The organism is Apilactobacillus waqarii (genome assembly GCF_019061205.1).
Lineage (GTDB): Bacteria > Bacillota > Bacilli > Lactobacillales > Lactobacillaceae > Apilactobacillus > Apilactobacillus waqarii.
Window position 1 is genome coordinate 1 of the sequence record NZ_JAHQYH010000003.1, and the last position, 19,799, is coordinate 19,799.

18 protein-coding genes are annotated in these 19,799 nt (G+C 36.0%); 15 read left to right on the forward strand and 3 right to left on the reverse strand.

Features of this window, described 5'->3' with window-relative positions; genetic code table 11:
* The first annotated feature begins 474 nt into the window (after positions 1–474).
* From fabZ to KTJ72_RS02540, 11 genes are all read left to right on the forward strand, one after another.
* Positions 475–918, forward strand: coding sequence for a 3-hydroxyacyl-ACP dehydratase FabZ (gene fabZ, locus KTJ72_RS02490; protein WP_034532426.1), 444 nt, complete (start codon positions 475–477; stop codon positions 916–918).
* 14 nt (positions 919–932) lie between these two features.
* Positions 933–2,171, forward strand: coding sequence for a beta-ketoacyl-ACP synthase II (gene fabF, locus KTJ72_RS02495; RefSeq protein ID WP_053792048.1), 1,239 nt, complete (start codon positions 933–935; stop codon positions 2,169–2,171).
* Between the two features lie 115 nt (positions 2,172–2,286).
* Complete coding sequence (gene galE, locus KTJ72_RS02500) at positions 2,287–3,276, forward strand: UDP-glucose 4-epimerase GalE (protein ID WP_041153062.1); 990 nt, start codon at positions 2,287–2,289, stop codon at positions 3,274–3,276.
* A gap of 102 nt (positions 3,277–3,378) precedes the next feature.
* Positions 3,379–4,287 carry an aldo/keto reductase gene (locus KTJ72_RS02505; RefSeq protein ID WP_053792963.1) on the forward strand — a complete coding sequence of 303 codons (909 nt, stop codon included), beginning with the start codon at positions 3,379–3,381 and terminating at the stop codon, positions 4,285–4,287.
* Between the two features lie 98 nt (positions 4,288–4,385).
* Complete coding sequence (locus KTJ72_RS02510; protein WP_217304072.1) at positions 4,386–5,297, forward strand: DMT family transporter; 912 nt, start codon at positions 4,386–4,388, stop codon at positions 5,295–5,297.
* Between the two features lie 103 nt (positions 5,298–5,400).
* Positions 5,401–6,012, forward strand: a complete 612-nt coding sequence (locus tag KTJ72_RS02515; RefSeq protein ID WP_057198386.1) for a TetR/AcrR family transcriptional regulator — start codon at positions 5,401–5,403, stop codon at positions 6,010–6,012.
* Between the two features lie 14 nt (positions 6,013–6,026).
* Positions 6,027–8,717 (forward strand): MMPL family transporter, encoded by a 2,691-nt coding sequence (locus tag KTJ72_RS02520; RefSeq protein ID WP_217304073.1) that lies wholly within the window; start codon positions 6,027–6,029, stop codon positions 8,715–8,717.
* 135 nt (positions 8,718–8,852) lie between these two features.
* On the forward strand, positions 8,853–9,776 hold the full coding sequence (locus tag KTJ72_RS02525) for a YczE/YyaS/YitT family protein (RefSeq protein ID WP_053796889.1): 924 nt from the start codon (positions 8,853–8,855) through the stop codon (positions 9,774–9,776).
* A 301-nt stretch (positions 9,777–10,077) separates the two neighbouring features.
* Complete coding sequence (locus tag KTJ72_RS02530; protein ID WP_041153057.1) at positions 10,078–11,469, forward strand: amino acid permease; 1,392 nt, start codon at positions 10,078–10,080, stop codon at positions 11,467–11,469.
* Positions 11,470–11,509: 40 nt separating this feature from the next.
* Positions 11,510–12,448 carry a DMT family transporter gene (locus KTJ72_RS02535; RefSeq protein ID WP_217304074.1) on the forward strand — a complete coding sequence of 313 codons (939 nt, stop codon included), beginning with the start codon at positions 11,510–11,512 and terminating at the stop codon, positions 12,446–12,448.
* Positions 12,449–12,611: 163 nt separating this feature from the next.
* Positions 12,612–13,553: a DMT family transporter gene (locus tag KTJ72_RS02540; protein WP_094751074.1), complete on the forward strand. Its 942-nt coding sequence runs from the start codon at positions 12,612–12,614 to the stop codon at positions 13,551–13,553.
* A 50-nt stretch (positions 13,554–13,603) separates the two neighbouring features.
* On the opposite strand, the gene KTJ72_RS02545 is transcribed toward KTJ72_RS02540, so the two are convergent.
* Entirely contained in the window at positions 13,604–15,265 is a 1,662-nt protein-coding gene (locus KTJ72_RS02545; protein ID WP_217304075.1) for an alpha-keto acid decarboxylase family protein, read from the reverse strand.
* Between the two features lie 167 nt (positions 15,266–15,432).
* Between KTJ72_RS02545 and KTJ72_RS02550 the strand changes: the two genes are divergently transcribed.
* Together KTJ72_RS02550 and KTJ72_RS02555 are read left to right on the forward strand one after the other, a co-directional pair.
* The gene (locus tag KTJ72_RS02550; RefSeq protein WP_057198375.1) at positions 15,433–15,789 is read left to right on the forward strand and encodes a MarR family transcriptional regulator; all 357 of its coding nucleotides are present in this window, start codon (positions 15,433–15,435) and stop codon (positions 15,787–15,789) included.
* 103 nt (positions 15,790–15,892) lie between these two features.
* Entirely contained in the window at positions 15,893–17,632 is a 1,740-nt protein-coding gene (locus KTJ72_RS02555) for a glycosyltransferase family protein (protein WP_217304076.1), read from the forward strand.
* Positions 17,633–17,647: 15 nt separating this feature from the next.
* Here the strand turns inward: KTJ72_RS02555 and KTJ72_RS02560 are convergent, their stop codons facing one another.
* Positions 17,648–18,343 carry a DUF6198 family protein gene (locus KTJ72_RS02560; protein WP_225349265.1) on the reverse strand — a complete coding sequence of 232 codons (696 nt, stop codon included), beginning with the start codon at positions 18,341–18,343 and terminating at the stop codon, positions 17,648–17,650.
* A gap of 79 nt (positions 18,344–18,422) precedes the next feature.
* Between KTJ72_RS02560 and KTJ72_RS02565 the strand changes: the two genes are divergently transcribed.
* On the forward strand, positions 18,423–18,734 hold the full coding sequence (locus KTJ72_RS02565) for a DUF7671 family protein (protein ID WP_053792037.1): 312 nt from the start codon (positions 18,423–18,425) through the stop codon (positions 18,732–18,734).
* A gap of 92 nt (positions 18,735–18,826) precedes the next feature.
* Here KTJ72_RS02565 and KTJ72_RS02570 read toward each other — a convergent pair whose 3' ends face one another.
* On the reverse strand, positions 18,827–19,060 hold the full coding sequence (locus KTJ72_RS02570; RefSeq protein ID WP_371416561.1) for a P8 family protein: 234 nt from the start codon (positions 19,058–19,060) through the stop codon (positions 18,827–18,829).
* A 170-nt stretch (positions 19,061–19,230) separates the two neighbouring features.
* Between KTJ72_RS02570 and KTJ72_RS02575 the strand changes: the two genes are divergently transcribed.
* Positions 19,231–19,755, forward strand: coding sequence for a TetR/AcrR family transcriptional regulator (locus KTJ72_RS02575; RefSeq protein ID WP_034530570.1), 525 nt, complete (start codon positions 19,231–19,233; stop codon positions 19,753–19,755).
* Positions 19,756–19,799: the final 44 nt, after the last annotated feature.

A 19,799-nucleotide genomic window follows, 5' to 3' on the forward strand; every position in this document is an offset into this window, starting at 1 on the left:
TGTTGATACCAAAAAATCTGCTAAACGATTAGATCGTAAAATTAAATTAACCGATATTGAGGTAGCTGATGGTTACGTTGGAACCCTTGCTACATATGACGATTAATATCTGCTGTTAAATGATTTTCCGGGGTAATGGGATGTTCAAACATTAAACGAATCAAATCATGAAAATTAGATAATCTCTAATGAAAAAACGGCAAAATAGATATACATTCAACCATGTGTCACATAAGGTAATATACGTAGAATGCCGCTATAACAACGTTTTATTTATTTTAAGTAATAAAAAGAGTCTTGTGCGTTGTAACTTAGTATGGTAATTGTTAAACTTATTTATGTTGATTAGTTCATCTAGATATCAAAACTAGATGAAGAGGTAATCAATAATCCTATTGGATTAGGATCATAAATTAGATTAATAAAAGACGTTTAATTGTTAAAATTTTGAATTATATATGAGGAGTGCTTATTGTGAGTGTTTTAAATACAACAGAAATTATGGATTTAATTCCAAACAGATACCCAATTCTATACATCGATAAGGTTGATGAATTAATCCCTGGTGAAAAGGTAGTTGCTACCAAGAACGTTACTATCAACGAAAACTATTTCCAAGGTCACTTCCCTGGAAACCCAGTTATGCCTGGTGTTTTAATCATCGAAACTATGGCTCAAACTGCTTCAATCCTTATTTTGAAGAGTGAACAATACAAGGATAAGACTGCTTACCTTGGTGAAATTAAGGGTGCTAAGTTCAGAAAGATGGTTAAACCTGGAGACGTTGTACGTTTCGAAGTTACTATGGGTAAACAAAAGAAGAACATGGGACAAGTTGACTGTACTGCTTACGTTGGCGACAAGAAGGCTTGTTCAGCTCAACTAACATTTATTGTTCCAGACGTAAAACGTAAATAAGGAGGATAACTCTTATGGAAAAGCGTGTTGTAATTACAGGTATTGGTGCCGTTAGTCCATTGGGTAACGACGCTAACACATTCTTAGACAATATTTTTGCTTCAAAGACAGGTATTGCTCCAATTTCAAAGTTTGATGCTTCAGAAACTGGTGTTACTCTAGCTGCTGAAGTTAAAGATTTTGATCCACTAAAACGTATCGACAAGAAGATTTCAAAACGTATGGATGACTTCTCACGTTACGCTTTATACTCAGCTTACGAAGCTATGGAACAAGCTGGCCTAAAAGAAGGCGAATTTGATCCAGATGAATTAGGTGTTATCTATGGTTCAGGTATTGGTGGTTTAACAACTATCCAAGAACAAGCTATTAAGATGTCAAAGAAGGGTCCAGGTCGTGTATCTCCATTCTTCGTTCCTAACTCAATCATTAACATGGCTGCTGGTAACATTTCAATTAACTTAAATGCTAGAAACACTTCTCAAGCTATCGTTACTGCTTGTTCATCAGGTACTAACGCTATCGGTGATGCATTTGACTACATTCGTTTTGGTAAAGCCAAAATGATGATTACTGGTGGTTCAGAAGCCTCAGTTAACGAATTAGGTATTGCAGGTTTCGCTGCTCTATCAGCTCTTTCAACTTCAGAAACAGTTGAAGGTGGTTCAATTCCATTCGATAAGGATAGAAATGGATTCGTTATGGGTGAAGGTGCCGGTACTTTAGTTCTTGAAGAACTAGAACATGCCAAGGCTCGTGGTGCTAACATCTTAGCCGAAGTTGTTGGTTACGGTACTAACTCAGATGCTTACCACTTAACTGCTCCAAGACCTGATGGTTCAGGTGCTGTTGATGCTATGAAGTTAGCTCTTAAGGATGCTAACGTTGATCCTAAGGACGTTGACTACGTTAACGCTCACGGAACAAGTACTCATGCTAACGATTCAGCTGAATCACAAGCTATCAAGAAAGTATTTGCTGACAACGACCACATCAAGGTAAGTAGTACAAAGGGTATGACTGGTCATGCTCTAGGTGCTGCCGGTTCACTAGAAGCCGTTATCATGGTTGGTGCATTACAACGTCAACAAATGCCAGTTAACTACGGTGTTAAGAACATCGATCCAGAAGTTGAAGTAGAACTAGTAAACGAAGACAACAAAAAGTCACCAGTTAACTACGAAATTTCAAACTCATTTGGTTTTGGTGGTCACAACGCAGTTCTTGTATTCAAGAAGTACGAAAACGACTAATAAAACAATTAAAAGACGCGGTATAATACCGCGTCTTTTTTTCTGGAATTTATTGAATTTTTAAGGTTCCTGTTTGATAATGATAATATAAGTAATTTAAAAGGAGCATTCTTATATGGCAATTTTAGTACCAGGTGGAGCCGGCTACATCGGTTCTCACACCGTAGATCGTTTAATTGAAAAGGGTTACGATGTTGTCGTTGCAGATAACCTAGCAACTGGACACTTAGCTAGTGTCAACAAAAACGCAAAGTTTTACGAAGGAGACATCAGAGATGCTGACTTCCTAGACAAAATCTTTAACAATGAAAAGATTGATGGAATTATCCACTTTGCTGCTAACTCAATCGTTCCAGAATCAATGGAAAATCCATTGAAGTACTTTGATAACAATACTGGTGGGATGATTACTCTGCTAGAAGCAATGCAAAGACACAACGTTAACAACATTATCTTCTCTTCTACCGCCGCTACTTATGGAGAACCTGAAAGCATTCCCGTTAAGGAAACTGATTCTCAAGTACCTACCAATCCTTATGGTGAAAGTAAGCTAATGATGGAAAAGATGATGAAGTGGGCTGACGTTGCCTATGGCATCAAGTACACTGCACTACGTTACTTCAACGTTGGTGGTGCCAAGATGGACGGATCAATTGGTGAAGACCATGGTCCAGAAACTCACTTAATCCCAATCATTCTACAAGTTGCTCAAGGAACTCGTGATAAGCTACAAATCTTTGGTACTGACTACCCAACCAAAGATGGTACTAACGTCCGTGACTACGTCCACGTTGTCGATTTAGCAGATGCTCATATTCTAGCCCTAGACAGATTGATGAAGGGTGGAGAATCAGAAGCATTTAACCTAGGTTCATCAACTGGTTTCTCAAACAGAGAAATGCTAGAAACCGCTCGTAAGGTGACAGGCAAGGAAATTCCTGCCGAAGATGCACCAAGAAGAGCTGGTGACCCAAGTACACTAGTTGCTGACTCAACTAAGGCCCGTGAAGTACTAGGTTGGAAGCCTCAACATGACAATGTTGAAGATATTATCGCTAGTGCATGGACTTGGACTCAAAAGCACCCACACGGTTACGAAGATTAATATTTAATTATATTTGATTATAATCACATCTTTTTTCTTGAAAATAAATCATATGAGTTTTACCATGAGATTGAACTTAAGAAATAGGAGGCTGAATTTTCTATGAACAGATTAGAAGGACTTGAAGAAACAACCACTCTAAACAATGGCGTTGAAATGCCACGTCTTGGATTAGGTGTTTGGAAGACAGATAATACAAGTGCTAAAGAATCAGTTAAAGAATCAATCATCAAGGGTTACCATTTAATTGATACTGCAAAGCAATATGGTAACGAAACTGGTGTTGGTGAAGGAATTAAAGAAGGTTTGGCTGCAACCGGACAAAACCGTAAAGATTTATTTATTACAACTAAGTTATTCAACGGTGATCAAGGTTATGAAAGTACAATCAATGCCTTAAATGGTACACTAAAACGTCTAGACTTAACTTACATTGACCTATACTTAATGCACTGGCCAGTTGATGGAAAGTACATTGATACTTGGAAGGCAATGGAAGAACTATACCGCCAAGGTAAGATTAGAGCTATCGGTATTTCAAACTTCGATAACGAAAGATTACAAAACCTACTAGATCACAGTGATATTGTTCCTGCCGTTAACCAAATGGAATTCAATCCAGTTAACCAAGAAAAGGATATTTTAGAATTCAATAACCATGCTGGTATTCAACTAGAAGCATGGTCACCACTTGGTGGTGGGGAAGCCTTATCTAATGAAGAAATCAAGAAGATTGCTGACAAGTACAACAAGTCAGTCGCTCAAGTAATTCTTCGTTGGGACTGGCAAAAAGGTGTTGTAACCATTCCTAAGTCATCACATGAAGAAAGAATTATTCAAAACTCAGATATCTTTGACTTCAAGTTATCAGAAGATGACATGAAGACCATCGAAGGTATCGACAAGCAAAAGCGTAGTTTATGGTACCCTGATTTTGAATGGCACACTACCGGTAAAATGACAGATACTGTAGATAAGTGGGACGATTCTCCTGCTAACTACAAAGACTAGTTATACTAACTATTCAGAAAAAAGCGTTGTCTTTAATGACAACGCTTTTTCTTTTGTCCTATAATAGTATTAAATAACAAGAGAAATGGAGAATTGGATTGGAAAATAAGACACAAGCGCAAAAAAGATTAATCGGTGGAATTCTAGCCGTGACTGGGGCAATTCTTTGGGGGATTCAAGGTCCAGTATCACAATTTTTATTCCAAGATAATAACCTATCACCGGAATGGTTAATGGGAATTAAGATGGGAATTTCAGGGATTGTGATTCTACTATTCACTAACTTCATTAAAAAAGAACCAGTAATGGATCTTTGGAAGAAGCCAAAGAATCTGGGTGTGTTTGCTGTCTATGCCGTATTTGGTTTAGCTGCTGTGCAATATTTGTACCTAGTGACAGTTAACTTAAGTAACGCCGGAACGGCGACAGTTCTACAAAGTTTGGGAACGGTATTGATTGTTATCTTTACCGCCATTTTTTACCATCAATTGCCAAATAAGTACGAAGCATTCGCCGTATTAGTTGCCTTAATCGGAACATGGTTATTGGTAACAAAGGGACACTTGACTCAATTGGCCATCTCAACACCTGCATTAACTGCAGGACTATTGTTAGCGTTAGCGGGAGCAATTCAAACCATGCTACCGGTAAACCTATTGAAACGTTTTTCAACATTAGTCGTAGTCGGGTGGGCAATGCTAGTCGGTGGAATCATCTTTACCATCGTTCATCCTTTCTGGGTGGACGTTCCTAAGTTAACCTTAGGAACCGTATTAGGTGTCGGTTTTATTGTATTCTTTGGAACAATGATGTCATTTATTTGTTTCATCAATAGTTTGAAATTCATTTCACCTACGGTTGCAGGGATGCTTGATACATTTGAACCATTATCAGCTACCATCGGTGCCGTAATTTTCCTTAATACATCATTTAATGGCGCAGAAGTTATTGGAGGAATTTTGGTGCTAAGTACGGTATTTATCCTAGCTTTTGGAAATAAAAACGAATAAAAATAAAAAAAGATAATGAACAACGTGTTGACTTTCTCAGCACGTTGTTTTTATAATGTAATTGAATTATTAGATAAAGTGATTTTTGAGGGGAGACGTAGGTATGGTTAAACAAGATCGTAGAACAATCCAGACCAAGTCCCAGATTACTGATGCCCTAATTGAATTAATTCATACAAAGGGATTCAATAATTTGAGTGTTACTGACTTAACTAGAACAGCTGGAATTGGTCGCGGTACGTTTTACATTCATTATTTAGACAAGTTTGATTTATTGTCCAAAACAGAAACACGTTTATTGAATGAGATTCAAGATATTTTAAACGCGATTGTTCCAGAAGAATTAAAAACATTTTCTGAGAATAGTGAAAGTGCTCCATCAGAATTAGTAATCAAGACACTTGATTACTTTTACCAAAATTCCAAATTATTGTCCGCCTTACTATGCCCGGATGGTGATCCATATCTAATCGGCAAGATTAAGAAGATGTTTAAAGAAGTGATTGTTGAATCATTTCATGCAGCACCTTCTGAAATTGAATTCCATCCAGGAATTCCAAAAGATTATGTGATGGAAATAATTTTGGATAGGTTGATGAGTATTGTTGTTTATTGGATGAGCAAAGAATATCCAGAGTCTCCTAGTCAAATCGCTGAAATCATTAAGACGACGCAAAGAACTGCGCCTCAAGATTTAATTAATATTAAAAAATAAGGGGGAGAATTCAAATGCCAAAGTTTATTAAGAAGTATACTGGTAGCTTGATTGCATGGTTGGTTGTAGTAATCCTAAGTGTAGTCTTTTTACCAAACATGTCTAACTTAGTAGCACAAAAGGGCCAAACTAAGATTCCAGCTACTTCTCAAAGCCAAGTCGCCGAAACCATTCAAAAGCATTGGGGTCACGGTATTAGTAATACCATGGATACAGTTGTTGTTTTCAACAACGGTAATAGTAAAATCACTTCAAGTGACCAAAAGAAAATCGATGCTACAATTCAAAAATTAAAGGACAACAAGTCCAAGTACGGTATCAAGGGTGTAACCGCTCCATTTGATAACGACGCAACTAAGAAGCAATTAGTTTCAAAGGATAACACCACTGAAATTGTGCAATTAAACGTAACTAAGAAACGTTCAATACAAAGTGTTAACAACCAACTTAAGGATGCTGTTAAGACCTCTGGAATTAAGACTTACGTTACTGGTGGGGATATCCTAAACGATGACTTTAGAGTTTCTACACAAGAAGGAATTCAAAAGACTGAGATTATCGCCGCAGTATTTATCTTAATCGTATTGATTATTGTCTTTAGATCACCAATCGTGCCATTAGTATCACTATTGACTGTGGGTGTCTCATTCATCGTTTCATTGAGCATTGTTATGAACCTTGTTCAATACTTCGGTTTCCCACTTTCAAACTTCACTCGTGTATTCATGGTGGTTGTACTATTCGGTATTGGTACTGATTACAACATCTTGTTATACAACCAATTTAAGGAAGAATTGAGTAGGGGTAAGGATCAAATTCAGGCAACTATCGACGCAAGAAAAGTTGCCGGAAAGACAATCCTATACTCAGGTACATCAGTATTGATTGGTTTTGCAACATTAGCACTAGCTAAGTTCTCAATTTACCAATCAGCCGTTGGTGTAGCTGTTGGTGTTGCCGTATTACTACTTGTATTGGTAACATTGAACCCATTCTTCATGTCAGTTCTAGGTAAGAACATCTTCTGGCCTTCAAAGAACTTTGATGGTGAAGGAGAAAACAAGCTATGGAGCTTCTTATCAAACAAGTCAACCAAGTGGGCAATTCCAGCTATCGTTTTGGTACTAGTTGTAACTGTTCCATTCATGGCTACTTACAAGAATAATCTAAACTACGACAACAGTGTGGAACTACAAAACAATGTTCCTGCTAAACAAGGACTATTGACTGTTCAAAAGCACTTCTCAAAGGGTACTGCTGAACCTTCAACTATTTACATTAAGTCCGACCACAAGCTAAATAACGAAAAAGACTTGAATGAAATTGATCGACTAACCAAACAATTGGGTAAACAATCTGGCGTAAAGACTGTGGCATCTGTAACTCAACCAAGTGGTATGCCAATTAACCAACTATACGTAAACGACCAACTAGAAACACTAAATTCCAAGATGAAGACAGCTAAGAAGGGTATTAGCACCATCAAACAAGGTACTAAGAACTCATCATTCAACGCTACTCCATTAGAAGATATCGGTTCTTCAGCAATGACAATTGGCCAATACCTAAAGAATATTCAAGCAATGAGTAGTCAAACTGGTAACACCAATGGTCAAGCTGTATTGACTCAATTACAACAAAAGATGGCTTCAGTGGGTCAACCACTAAGCCAAGCACAACTACAAATTGTAGGTGCATTGTTACAACAAAGCGCAACTAAGCAACAAACACTAATGAGTGGTTTACAATCACAACTACAAGGCATTGCTTCAAATACCCAAGGTATTGGTGACAACGCCAAGGCATTAGCCGCTCAATTGAAAGAAACCCAAGCTAAGCTAAAGAAGGCTGGCGTTGGTCTAGATAAAATCGAAAAGGGAATGGGTAGTGCAAACTCTTACCTAAGTTCTCTATCAAACTCACAAGCTTCTGATTCATTCAATATTCCAGAAAGCGTTCTAAAGAGTGACACATTCAAGCGTTCAGTTAACACTTATCTATCAGAAGATAAGAAGACCGCTAAGATTACTGTTGTTCTAGACAAAGACCCTAACTCTGAAAGTGCAATGAACCAAGTTGATAACCTACAAACTAAGGTATACAACAATATCTCAGGTACCTCACTAGATCACAGTGTGGTTGCAATTGGTGGTCAAACTGCAACTACTTCTGATACTCACCACATCGCAAGTTCTGACTTCTTGAGAACTGCAGTTATCATGGTTATCGGAATTATGATTGCATTAATGGTTATTACCAGATCAATTCTTCAACCATTCTACATCTTAGGTACTTTAATCATTGCTTACATTTCATCACTAAGCATCACTAAGCTAATTAGTTCTGCTGTATTAGGTGAAAAGTTCCTAACTTGGAACACACCATTCTTTACATTCGTAATGCTAATCGCATTGGGTGTTGATTACAGTATCTTTTTGATGATGAAATACCGTGAATTCGGTAGCGTTGATGCTACACCTGAAAAACAAATTCAACATGCTTGTGCCGTTATCGGTACGGTGGTTATCTCAGCAGCTATCATTTTAGGTGGTACTTTTGCGGCACTAATGCCATCAGGAGTATTAACTCTAATTCAAGTTGCTATTGGGGTAATTGTTGGATTAATCATCCTAGTATTTATCATTCCAATGCTAATCTCAGCATTAATCAAATTGACCTATGGTCAGTCTGAAGATAAAGAATAGATGAAAATAACACGAATGAGAGACGATGGATTTTCCATTGTCTCTTTTTTAGTATAAATTATTTCATTTGAAAACATAAAAGGGTTATAATGAAAGCGCAATCATAATTAAAAATAAACATAAGAAGGTATAAATATGAAAAACATTTCATACGATAATTCAAAAAACGTCATTAATAAACCATTAGATTTTTTGTTACGTGCCATTATGTCATTAATAGGGGTTACCTTAATTGCTTTAGGTGCCGCCTTTATGCGCTCAGGACATGTCGGAATTGATCCTTTTACTGCTATGAATGCAGGGATGGCAAATAAGTTAGGAACTTCATTGGGTTCATTTCAACTATTCGCTAACTTAGTATTATTCATTATCGTTTTAATTTTCGATCGTAAACAAATTGGATTAGGTACCATTTTTAACATGGTGCTTGTGGGTTATGAAATTGAATATTTCAGTACTTTTTACTCAATGATTTTCCCAGGTAAGATTAGCATTCCAATGATGGTTTTCGATGCGATTGTTGGAATTTTGGTGTTTACACTAGGTACTTCTATTTACATGGCTACCAAATTAGGGGTATCCCCTTATGATGCATTAGCACCAATTATTTCAAATAAAACACACATTGAATACAGAAAGGTCAGAAGTGCTCAAGACATTATCTTTATGATTGTTGCAATTGTGGTATCTGGACCATTTGGAATTATGACCATCTTCACTGCATTCTTTGCTGGTTCATTGATTAGTTTCTGGAATAATACTGTTAGTCGCGAACTAATGACTCATATTGATCACTTCAGTCAAAGACCAAGTCTACACGATGCAGCTGGCGGATTGGTTAGTTTAGGAAAACGTGGTTACGATATCGTAAGCAGTGCATACCAAGATACCTACATTATGCAAAAGCAAATGTCTGGATACACTAACACCGAGATTGAAGAATTAATTAAGAAAACTAACGATAATATGAGAAAAAATCAACAAGTCCAATTAATTCTTAATAAGCGTTTGGAATCATTAAACGCTGAATTAAAGGAAAGAAAAGATAAAGATAAATAAAAAACTTGCATTCTTCATATATTTTCGGTAAGATTATTACAAATAAATGAACGAATAAAAATTGGAGGTTCAATCATGGCTGCTTGTTGTATTCTGACAATAAAACAAGATAATAATAATTTCTTCTTTAATCTGAACTAGTTGTTTAGTATAGTACGTAGAAGAGATTATTTCGCTATGAAAACTTCGGAAGCACTAGAAAAATGACTGGTAAGCAGTTATTCTTTCTAGTGCTTTTTTACCGCACTAGTTAGGAGAACTAGTGCGGTTTTTATTTATTCATGTAAAAAGGGGGATTTTTATGAATATTCTGTCTAAGGTGAATCGTAAGACATCATTGGCTAAGTTTATCGATAGGGATCAAAATTTACAAAGGACTATCGGCACTAAAGATTTAATCATGATGGGAATCGGTGCGGTTATTGGTGCAGGGATTTTCGTAATACCAGGAACGGTTGCAGCTACCACAGCTGGACCAGGAATCATCCTATCATTCGTAATTGCGACAGTTGTATGTTCACTTTGTGCAATGTGTTATGCTGAATTTTCATCAGCATTACCGGTTGCAGGGAGTGCATACACATTCGGTAACGTTATCTTCGGAGAAATTACTGGATGGATTATCGGATGGGGATTAATTCTTGAATACATGCTTTCAGTAGCAACCGTTGCATCAAGTTGGTCAGCATACTTGCAATCATTACTGGCTAATTTCGGAATCCACATGCCAAAGGCCTTATCAGCTAACTATGATCCGAATCACGGCACATATGTTAACCTGATTGCGATTCTAGTAGTGTTATTGATTTCATGGATTTTAACTAGGGGTGTTAAATCATCCACACGTTTAAACGACATAATGGTTTTAGTAAAAATTGCGATCATTATTGTCTTTGTAGTTGCCGGGGCATTCTTTGTTAAGCCTACTAACTGGAACCCATTTATGCCATTCGGTGTTAGTGGGGTCTTCACAGGGGCTTCGTTAGTATTCTTTGCGTACCTAGGTTTTGATGTTATTGCAGCCTCTGCAGGTGAAGTAAAGAACCCTAAAAAAACGATGCCAATCGGAATTATTGGGACATTAATCATTTGTACAATCTTGTACATATTAGTTTCAATTGTTCTTACAGGAATTGTACCTTATACAAAATTAAACGTTTCTGATCCAGTAACATTTGCACTACAAATGATTCACTTGGACAAACTTGGAATTTTAATTTCATTGGGTGCGCTAGCAGGTATGTTTACAATGATGGTAAACATGGTATTTAGTAGTTCACGTCTAATTTATTCCATCGGTCGTGATGGACTTTTACCCAAAAATTTGAGTAAAATAGACACTAAGAAGAACGTTCCAATTCACAGTGTTATCTTCGTAACAATTGTAATCGCCCTAATGGGTGGTATCTTCTCACTAGATAAGCTAGCCAGCTTAGTTAATATTGGGACATTAATTGCCTTTACATTCATGTCAATTGGGATTTTATTCCTAAGAAGACGTAAAGACATTAAAAATGATGGATTCAAGGTTCCATTATATCCAGTCTTACCAATTGTATCTGCGGTAGCATGTATTTACTTGTTAACACAACTACCACTTGATACATGGATTTTAGCAATCATCTGGTTTGCTGGAGGATTATGTATTTACTTCGGTTATGGAATTAAACATAGCCGTTCAAACAAATCATAATAACAATTTTGCTATTATGAACAAACGGGGAGTTTTAAAAATGGAAAAACAACATACAACGACTGAAAACGTCATGAAAGGTATTTTCTGGTCTGCGATGGCTTCAACCCTATGGGGTTTCTCAGGAGTTATCATGCAATTCGTTGCTAAAAACGAAGCAGTTCCTACTCAATGGTTCATTTCAGTTCGTACATTATTTGCAGGTATTTTATTGTTAGCTATTGGTTCAATTCACGTTGGTAAACATATTTTTGATGTTTGGAAGTCAAAAGAATCAATCATTAGATTATTCATCTATGCAATTTTTGGTTTAGCAGTTAACATGTCAACTTTCTATGTAAGTATTCAAGAAGGTAACGCTGCTACTGCCACAATCCTACAATACTTAGCACCAATCTTTATTGTTCTATATGGTTTAATCTTTATGAAGAAGAAACCTCTAAAGGCTGATGTTATTTCATTCTTACTAGCTTTAGTAGGGGTGTTCTTGATCATCACTAACGGACACATCGGTGAACTATCAGTTCCATTGACTGCCGTTATCTTTGGTTTACTATCAGCTGTTTCAGCTGCTGTATACTACTCAGTTCCAAAGCCATTATCAAAGGAAAACTCACCATTCGTTGTTCTAGGTTGGGGTACTTTGATTGCTGGTATTGGTTTTAACGCATACCACCCATTCTGGACTGATGCTCCTAAAATCACACCAGGTATCGTATTAGGTATCGGTGGAGTTATCTTAGTTGGTACTATCTTCGCATTCTCAGCTGTTCTATACAGTTTGAAGTTTGCTCCATCAGAAGTTTCAAGTATCGTTGATGCCGTAGAACCAGTGGTTACTATCATCTTAAGTATGATTGTATTCCACTTGATTCCAACACCAATCGAAGCACTTGGTGCAATCATCATCATCGTATCTATCTACTTCCTACAAAGATCTCACCAAAAGAGAGACAAGGAAGATTCAGATATTAGATAGCTTGTATAAAAAAGCTATCGAAAAGACCGTTTTTACGTATTATTTCGTGGAAATGGTCTTTTTCTATTTTCAAGCTTTCTTACTTGTGATATCTTTTTAATATAAGTTTCAAGTAAGAAAACTTTACATCTGCTGGAATTATAGCTTTATATGGGGTGAAAATATGGAAAACGAAACAGGCCTTTTAGAGACTAATGTCATGAAAGGTATCTTCTGGGCTTTCTTAGCTTCAGCACTTTGGGGTGTTTCAGGTACAATTTTACAATTCGTATCTCAAACAGAACATTTGGAAGCTAACTGGTTCTTATCAACTAGAACTATGATCTCTGGAATTGTGTTATTGATTATTTCTGCAATTATTTATAAAGGACACATTTTCAATGTCTTTAAGTCATGGAAATCATTCATTTGCATCGTGGCTTACGGAGTCTTTGGTCTAGGCGCCAACCTATACACTTTCTACATGAGTGTACAAACTGGTAACGCCAATGCATCAACTATCTTGCAATACTTAGCACCATTATTTATTCTATTGGGATCAATCATATTCCAACACAGAAAACCATTACCAATTGATATCATGGTTTTCGTAATTGCTTTGGCAGGAGTTGTATTATCTCTAACTAAGGGTGATTTCTCATCACTTTCAATTACTCCTGCATCATTAATCTGGGGAATTTTATCTGGTGTAACGGCAGCGCTATACGTTGTGCTTCCACGTCCAATCGTTGGACAAAGTTCACCAATGGTAATTCTAGGTTGGGGTACTCTAATCGCCGGAATTATCTTTAACTTAAAACAACCAATCTGGGTGCACATGCCACATTTAACTACTGGTATCGTATTCGGAGTTGGTGGAATTATTCTATTCGGAACAATTCTTCCATTCATGCTATTGCTACATGCTTTGAATTTTGCACCATCAGAAGTTGTTAGTCTAGTTGACGCAACACAACCTGTGGTTACTTTTATTTTAAGCATTATCTTCTTCCAAATTTCAATTAGCTTTATTGAAATTGTCGGTGCGGTTCTAGTTATTTTAGCAATATTCATTTTACAAAAGTCACATCGTAAATTAACGATTGATAAACATAGCGAAGCCTAAAAAATAAATAAAAAAAGGTCACTAATTAAAGTGACCTTTTTTGTTTGGCTTTATTTATTTTGGTTAGCAAATGCTGTAGCAGTCTTTGCAAGTTGGGTAGGAACGTCCTTAACTGCCATATTAACTTGAATTAATACGAACTTATCTGTTTCTTCTTTAGCTGTAGCCATTGCATCAAGCAATTCTTTTTCTGTTGATACTTCAATGAAATCATATTCATCTTCTTTAGCACCAAAAGCTTGAGGCATTAAACCATAGTTCAATTTAGGGACATCGTTATAAGGTTCGGTCATACCGTGGATAACTCTTTCAACTGTGTATCCGCTATTTTCAATAACGAACATTATAGGATTCAATTTTTCGCGGAAAGCTAAACCTAGTTCTTGAATTGTTAATTGCAATGAACCTTCACCAGTAGATAGAACAACTCTACGATTCTTGTTAGCAATTTGACTACCTAATGAAGCAGGGAATGCATATCCAATAGATCCCCATAGAGGTTGTCCGAAGAATTTTGCTCCCTTAGGCATTCTTTTATCTGCTAAACCAAAGAATGAGGTTCCTTGTTCAGCAACGATTGTATTGTTTTTTGATGCAAAATTTTGAATTGCATTATCATAAAAACTTTGTGTTAAAGTATTGTTAGATGGGGTTAATTCAATTTCTTTATTATTACCGTTAACTGCATTTAATGAAATTTCCAATTTGGTTGTTGATAAAGCATTTATAATGTTCTTGAAATTATAATCAGAGTCGACATCTTTGCCGTAAATTCTTGCGTTATCATAGTTAAGAACAATAGTGTTTGATTCGTCGAATTGTTGGGTGAATCCACCAGTAACTGAATCAGTTAGTCTGGCTCCAACAAGGATTACTGTATCCGCGTTTTCGACATATTTGTTGATATCTTCATCTGAAATTTGACCGTTGTAAGTTCCTACGAAGTTATCGAAACTTTCATCGATATTTCCTTTACCAAGTCCTAAGTCTAAAACTGGTATATTATTATTAGATGCAAAAGACTTAATATCATCAAATACATTAAAACGATCTACTTCGTGTCCCATGATGATAACAGGACTTTTACTGTTATTAATCGCTGATACTATTTGTTTTTCTGATTTATCTGAAATGATGGTATCTTTAGTAAATAGATTTTGAATATCATTTTGTAGGGATTTATTAACTTCCATTTCAACTAGGTTGGTTGGTAGAATGATGTAAGCAGGATTTTTAGTTTCATAAATATACTTAGCTACTTCGTTAATTTGATTGATAGCATTTTCACTGTCTAATCTTGCTGACTTGATACCAAGTGCACGATGAGCTTTTTCAAATCTATCAAAATTATGGTCTCCAAAAGTATGGTGGACTAAAGAACCGTTATTTTGAACCTTATTTGTAGGAGCTCCGACAATTTCTAATACAGGAACATGTTCGGCAATGCTTCCTGATAATCCGTTGATGGCACTCAATTCACCAACTCCAAATGTTGTGATGAATGTAGCAAATCCTTTTTCACGTGCATAACCATCAGCCATGTATGAGGCATTTAGTTCATTAGCGTTACCTTTCCAACTTAAATCAGGACGGTGTGTGATATGATCTAGTAATTGAAGATTATAGTCTCCAGGTACTCCAAAAATATCATCTGATCCCATATACTTAACAACATCAAGTAAATAATCTGATAATTTATAATTATCTGTCATTTAAAAAACTTCCTTTCTAGATTATGTCAATTTGATTGACATAATTGTTATTAATTATAGGATCAAAAAATAAAATGTCAACTAGATTGACATAAAAAGGGGAAATTTATATCAACAGTCAAGAAAAACTTTCAACCATATTCTTTGCATATCAACAGTTTTCATCGATGATAGATTTGAAAAAATATAATTTAAATAAAACTCAGCACAGAATAATTTACCTAGTTTCAGAATTGAACATAGCAAGTATCGGAAAAATTCAAAAACTCTTAAATATTTCGAGACAGGCATTTAATGTTAATCTTAGGGAACTAGTAGAAAGACAATTAATAAATGAAGTTACTTCTAAGAAGGATAAAAGAATCAAAACACTAGAATTAACCGAAAAAGGAATCGAATTAAATAATAAAGTTAATGCAGAACAGAAGAAAGAAATAGAAGCATTATTTGATAGAGTTAATAATGATTGGGAAAAGGCAATGATTGAATTGTCTAAAGAATATATAAATGAGTTAGATAAATAAAGAATTGCTGATATTACACTAAGAAGCGGCCTAATTTTAAGGTTCGCTTCTTTTTTATGTGTTAATATTGAACTTGTAAATTATATTTTAAGGAAGAATATCGATGAAAAAAGCGATTAAATTTTGGCCATACATGACAATCTTCTTGGTTGCTGTGTTAATAATGTTGCCACAAATCGTGACCGGATCATATATTTTAGGGGTCGACTCCATTTTTCACATGAATCGATTCTACGATGCGGCGATGCAACTAAAAACTGGCCATTTAAGTTACTTTATATCCATTTATGGATACCAACAGTCAGGAAGAATTATTAACGCTTTATATGGGCCATTAGCGGCTTATTTTAATGGTTTAATTCTCTTGATTGCCGGCAATTGGGTTAGGTACCAGATTGTCGCTTCATTGTTAACGTTATGCGTTAGTGGAATGACAATGTATAACCTAGCAATGAGAACTCACATTAAGAAAATATATGCACTCTTTGTCGGAATTGCTTACATGTCATCTTATTTGATCATGGGATGGGTTGTAGGGATGCAATTCACCGGATGGGGTGCTTCCTTATTACCTTGGTTACTAGCTGCTGGTTTTGACATGGTTGATTACAAATCAATCAACATGTTAAAACTAGCGATTCCAATGTCGATTCTGTTGCAGACTCATATGCTGAGCAGCTTGACTGGTGCATTGGCACTGGTTCCAATGTTTACCTATGGTGTAATTCATAGTGGTGAAAAACTAAAAATGTGGCGTAACGCCATCTTGTCAGTTTTACTAACATTGTGTTTGACAGCAAACGTTTGGTACGGAATGATGCAAATTTCATTCACTAACCACGCGTTAGGGGTGGCCCCACAACTTGATATGTATGAAGACTCGGTTGCTTTGTTTGGTAAGAACGTCTTCGTATTACCACCAATTTATTCAATTGGCTTTATCATTGTGGCGATTTACTTTGCGATTAACTTTAAAAAGATTAGCTCATCTCGAAAGATTATCTTTATTACTGGATTATTCTTCATGTGGATTTCCTCTGTGTTATTCCCATGGGGACCACTAGACAAGAAGTTTCCAAGTATTTCATACCTAATTCAAATGCCACGTCGTTTTGTCGTAATTCCATTCATCTTGCTATTAATCTGTGCAGGAATCATGATTAACGACACTTCAAAGAAAGAATGGATTAACTCATTTAAGAACTACGCGTTGTTGATTTTAACCTTCTTCATTATCTACGATGCGGGTGGACCAGTGAGAAAGGGTGTGCACTACTTCTTCTCACCTAAGGTAGTTCAAAACGATTACAACCTTCATTACCAAACGACCGACACTAATGACATCAGAAATAGTTTGTCATCTAAAGACACTGGTGCCGTTCTTAAGATGTTAACGAAGGCAACGCCGGATTACTTGCCGGTGCAATACAAGATGACCGCCTATAACTACTTTGATTATCATCCATATGGTAACTATGGTGATCAAATCATCAATTATAAGGGTGAGGTCGAAAAGACGATCAAACGAAATGGGCACTTATTGTTAACATGGGATAATGACTCTGACGACAATAAGTCGATGCAATTACCAATCTTTAAGTATGACGACACCAAGCTGATTTTAAACGGTAAGCACATTGGTAATGTTAAGCAAACCCAAATCGGTAGTGTGATTGTTAACTCAAAGCCTGGCCATAACAAACTTGAAATTTACTATCACGCAACACCAATCCTACTAGCTTTACTATGGGTTACTGTATTTAGTTGGATGGGATTGATTGCGGGAATTGTGATTTATCTAATTCTAAGATGGAAAAAACATATAAAAAGAAGCGCTTCGTAAAAAAACGCTTCTTTTTTATTTTTCAAAATGTTTTTGAATTTGGGTATTAATGTTTTCATTATGCTTTAGAGATGGGAAAACATATTTGTCAGCGGTTTGAATTAATACACCGTTAAATGCGATTGAGAACAAAGTCCCAATGCTTACAGAGTAAATACGGTGTAAGAAAATCGCACAGATTAAAATGATTGTGATAGGTGGTGCGAAGTCCAATAGTTGTGACTTGATGGCACTACCGTTTAAGTAATCAAAACGTAGAATGTTGGTGGTATCATCGTTGGGATGCATGAAGATGTTGGCACGTTGGTATAGTGAGATGGCTGTGCAGAAGCAACAAACCCCAATCAATGCCATTGGCACTCTGATGTATAGTGATAGGTGATTCCAACCTAATGATTCAAAGTAGTTGGTAAAGATTTGAATGAATGAGCTGAAGAAGATAATGAAGATGACTTCTTCAACAAAACGTAAGACATCAATGTGTTTAATCAAGATTTGGTTGGTTAAAGCATTAATGATTCCAAATGTAAAAATCATAATCCCAACGTCGACACCAAACAATTGATGGATGTTTACACATGCGGCGGTCCAGATACCGGAACCACAGCCGGATACAATTGTAAGAGCGTTTCCGAAGGCGTTTAATAATAGCCCAAAGATTAATGCTATAATTCTTGTTTTTAATGTATTAACAGATCGAATAACGATCATCTCCTAAAGTGAATTAAGTAACTTAATGATATCACATATAGCAGTGTAAATATGGTAAAGTATAAGAAAGGTGATTGATATGAAGGGTAAATATGAGGTAAATCGATATATTGGTGTTGTGGTTGATGAAGACCAATCAGGCCAATATGTAATTAAGAAGGACGACAAGGGTGAATTTAAACTTCACGATTGGCGAACCGGGAAGCATACCAAGGGTAAATTCAAAGGTGTCGGGCAATTGTTCCTAACTGAAAACAACATGTTAGTGGCAGTCGTCGACTATGAACCTGTGAAGTTCAAGGATCGTCATGAATTTACGCCATTGCAAAGATTTACCAGTGAAGTCCTAAGCGATGAACAATTAAATGAAGCTAAAAAAAGACTTGATTAGTATCAAGTCTTTTTTGTGGCGTTGTTATAACCAGTTGAGCTTATTAATAAGTAAGTTGAGCTTTGTTAAGCGTCGAAATTAATAGCAAATGCTTACTTCTTTAGAAGCTTTTCAGCGTTTGCTGCTACTTCATCATTAGACATGTCTAGGTAAGGATGCATCTTAGCTTCAGTAGCCATGGTGTCCTTGCCATCTTCTTCCATGTAGTGATTCCATAAAGCATCACGAACAGGTGTAGTATCTTCTGACCAATCGAATTCCTTGTTCATTGGTGTGTCTAATACTCTTTCTCTATCGTTTACTTTTTGTTCAGCGGTCATTGCCATAATAAATTTCCTCCTTATTTTTAAAGCTCAACTACATTATAATTCTTATATTCTTATTTGTTAAAAATTATGCTTTGGTAATTTATCAAAAGTAAAGAAGGTCGACTTAACTTGCATTTGAACCCGATTTCGTATATATTCATAAATATACTGAAGTGAGGCAAAAGTTTATGAGAGATAAATTTGCAACAAAGAATAAAATTGTTAATGGAATGTTCGAACTACTTAAGACCACGCCATTTGATGAAATTAATGTGAAAGATATCTGTGCACAAGCTGATGTTTCACGAATGACGTATTATCGAAATTTTCATAATAAAAAAGATATCATTATTTACAGATTTGATAGCTCATTTACCACGTTCATCCAACGTTTAGCATCAAGTCAGTCACACAATTTAACGGATATCGCTACCATTTTCTTCGAACTTGTCAAAGAGGATCAAGACATGATGGAAATGATTATGAAAAATGATTTATCAATGATCTTATTAGAACGACTAAAATACTATATTTCCGACTTGATTGATGAAAATGTTTTGGAAACCAGGGAAGAATCTTCCAAGATGTTAGTTTCATTAATTGCAGGAGGATTAACTGAAATCATTATTACTTGGACTGAGGATGGAATGAAGGAACCAATCCAATCATTGGTAATCTTCGTCTCTAAGTACATGCATTTCAAGATTAACTAACTTCCTATCTTAATTGATAGGGAGTTTTTTATTTTCAGACAATA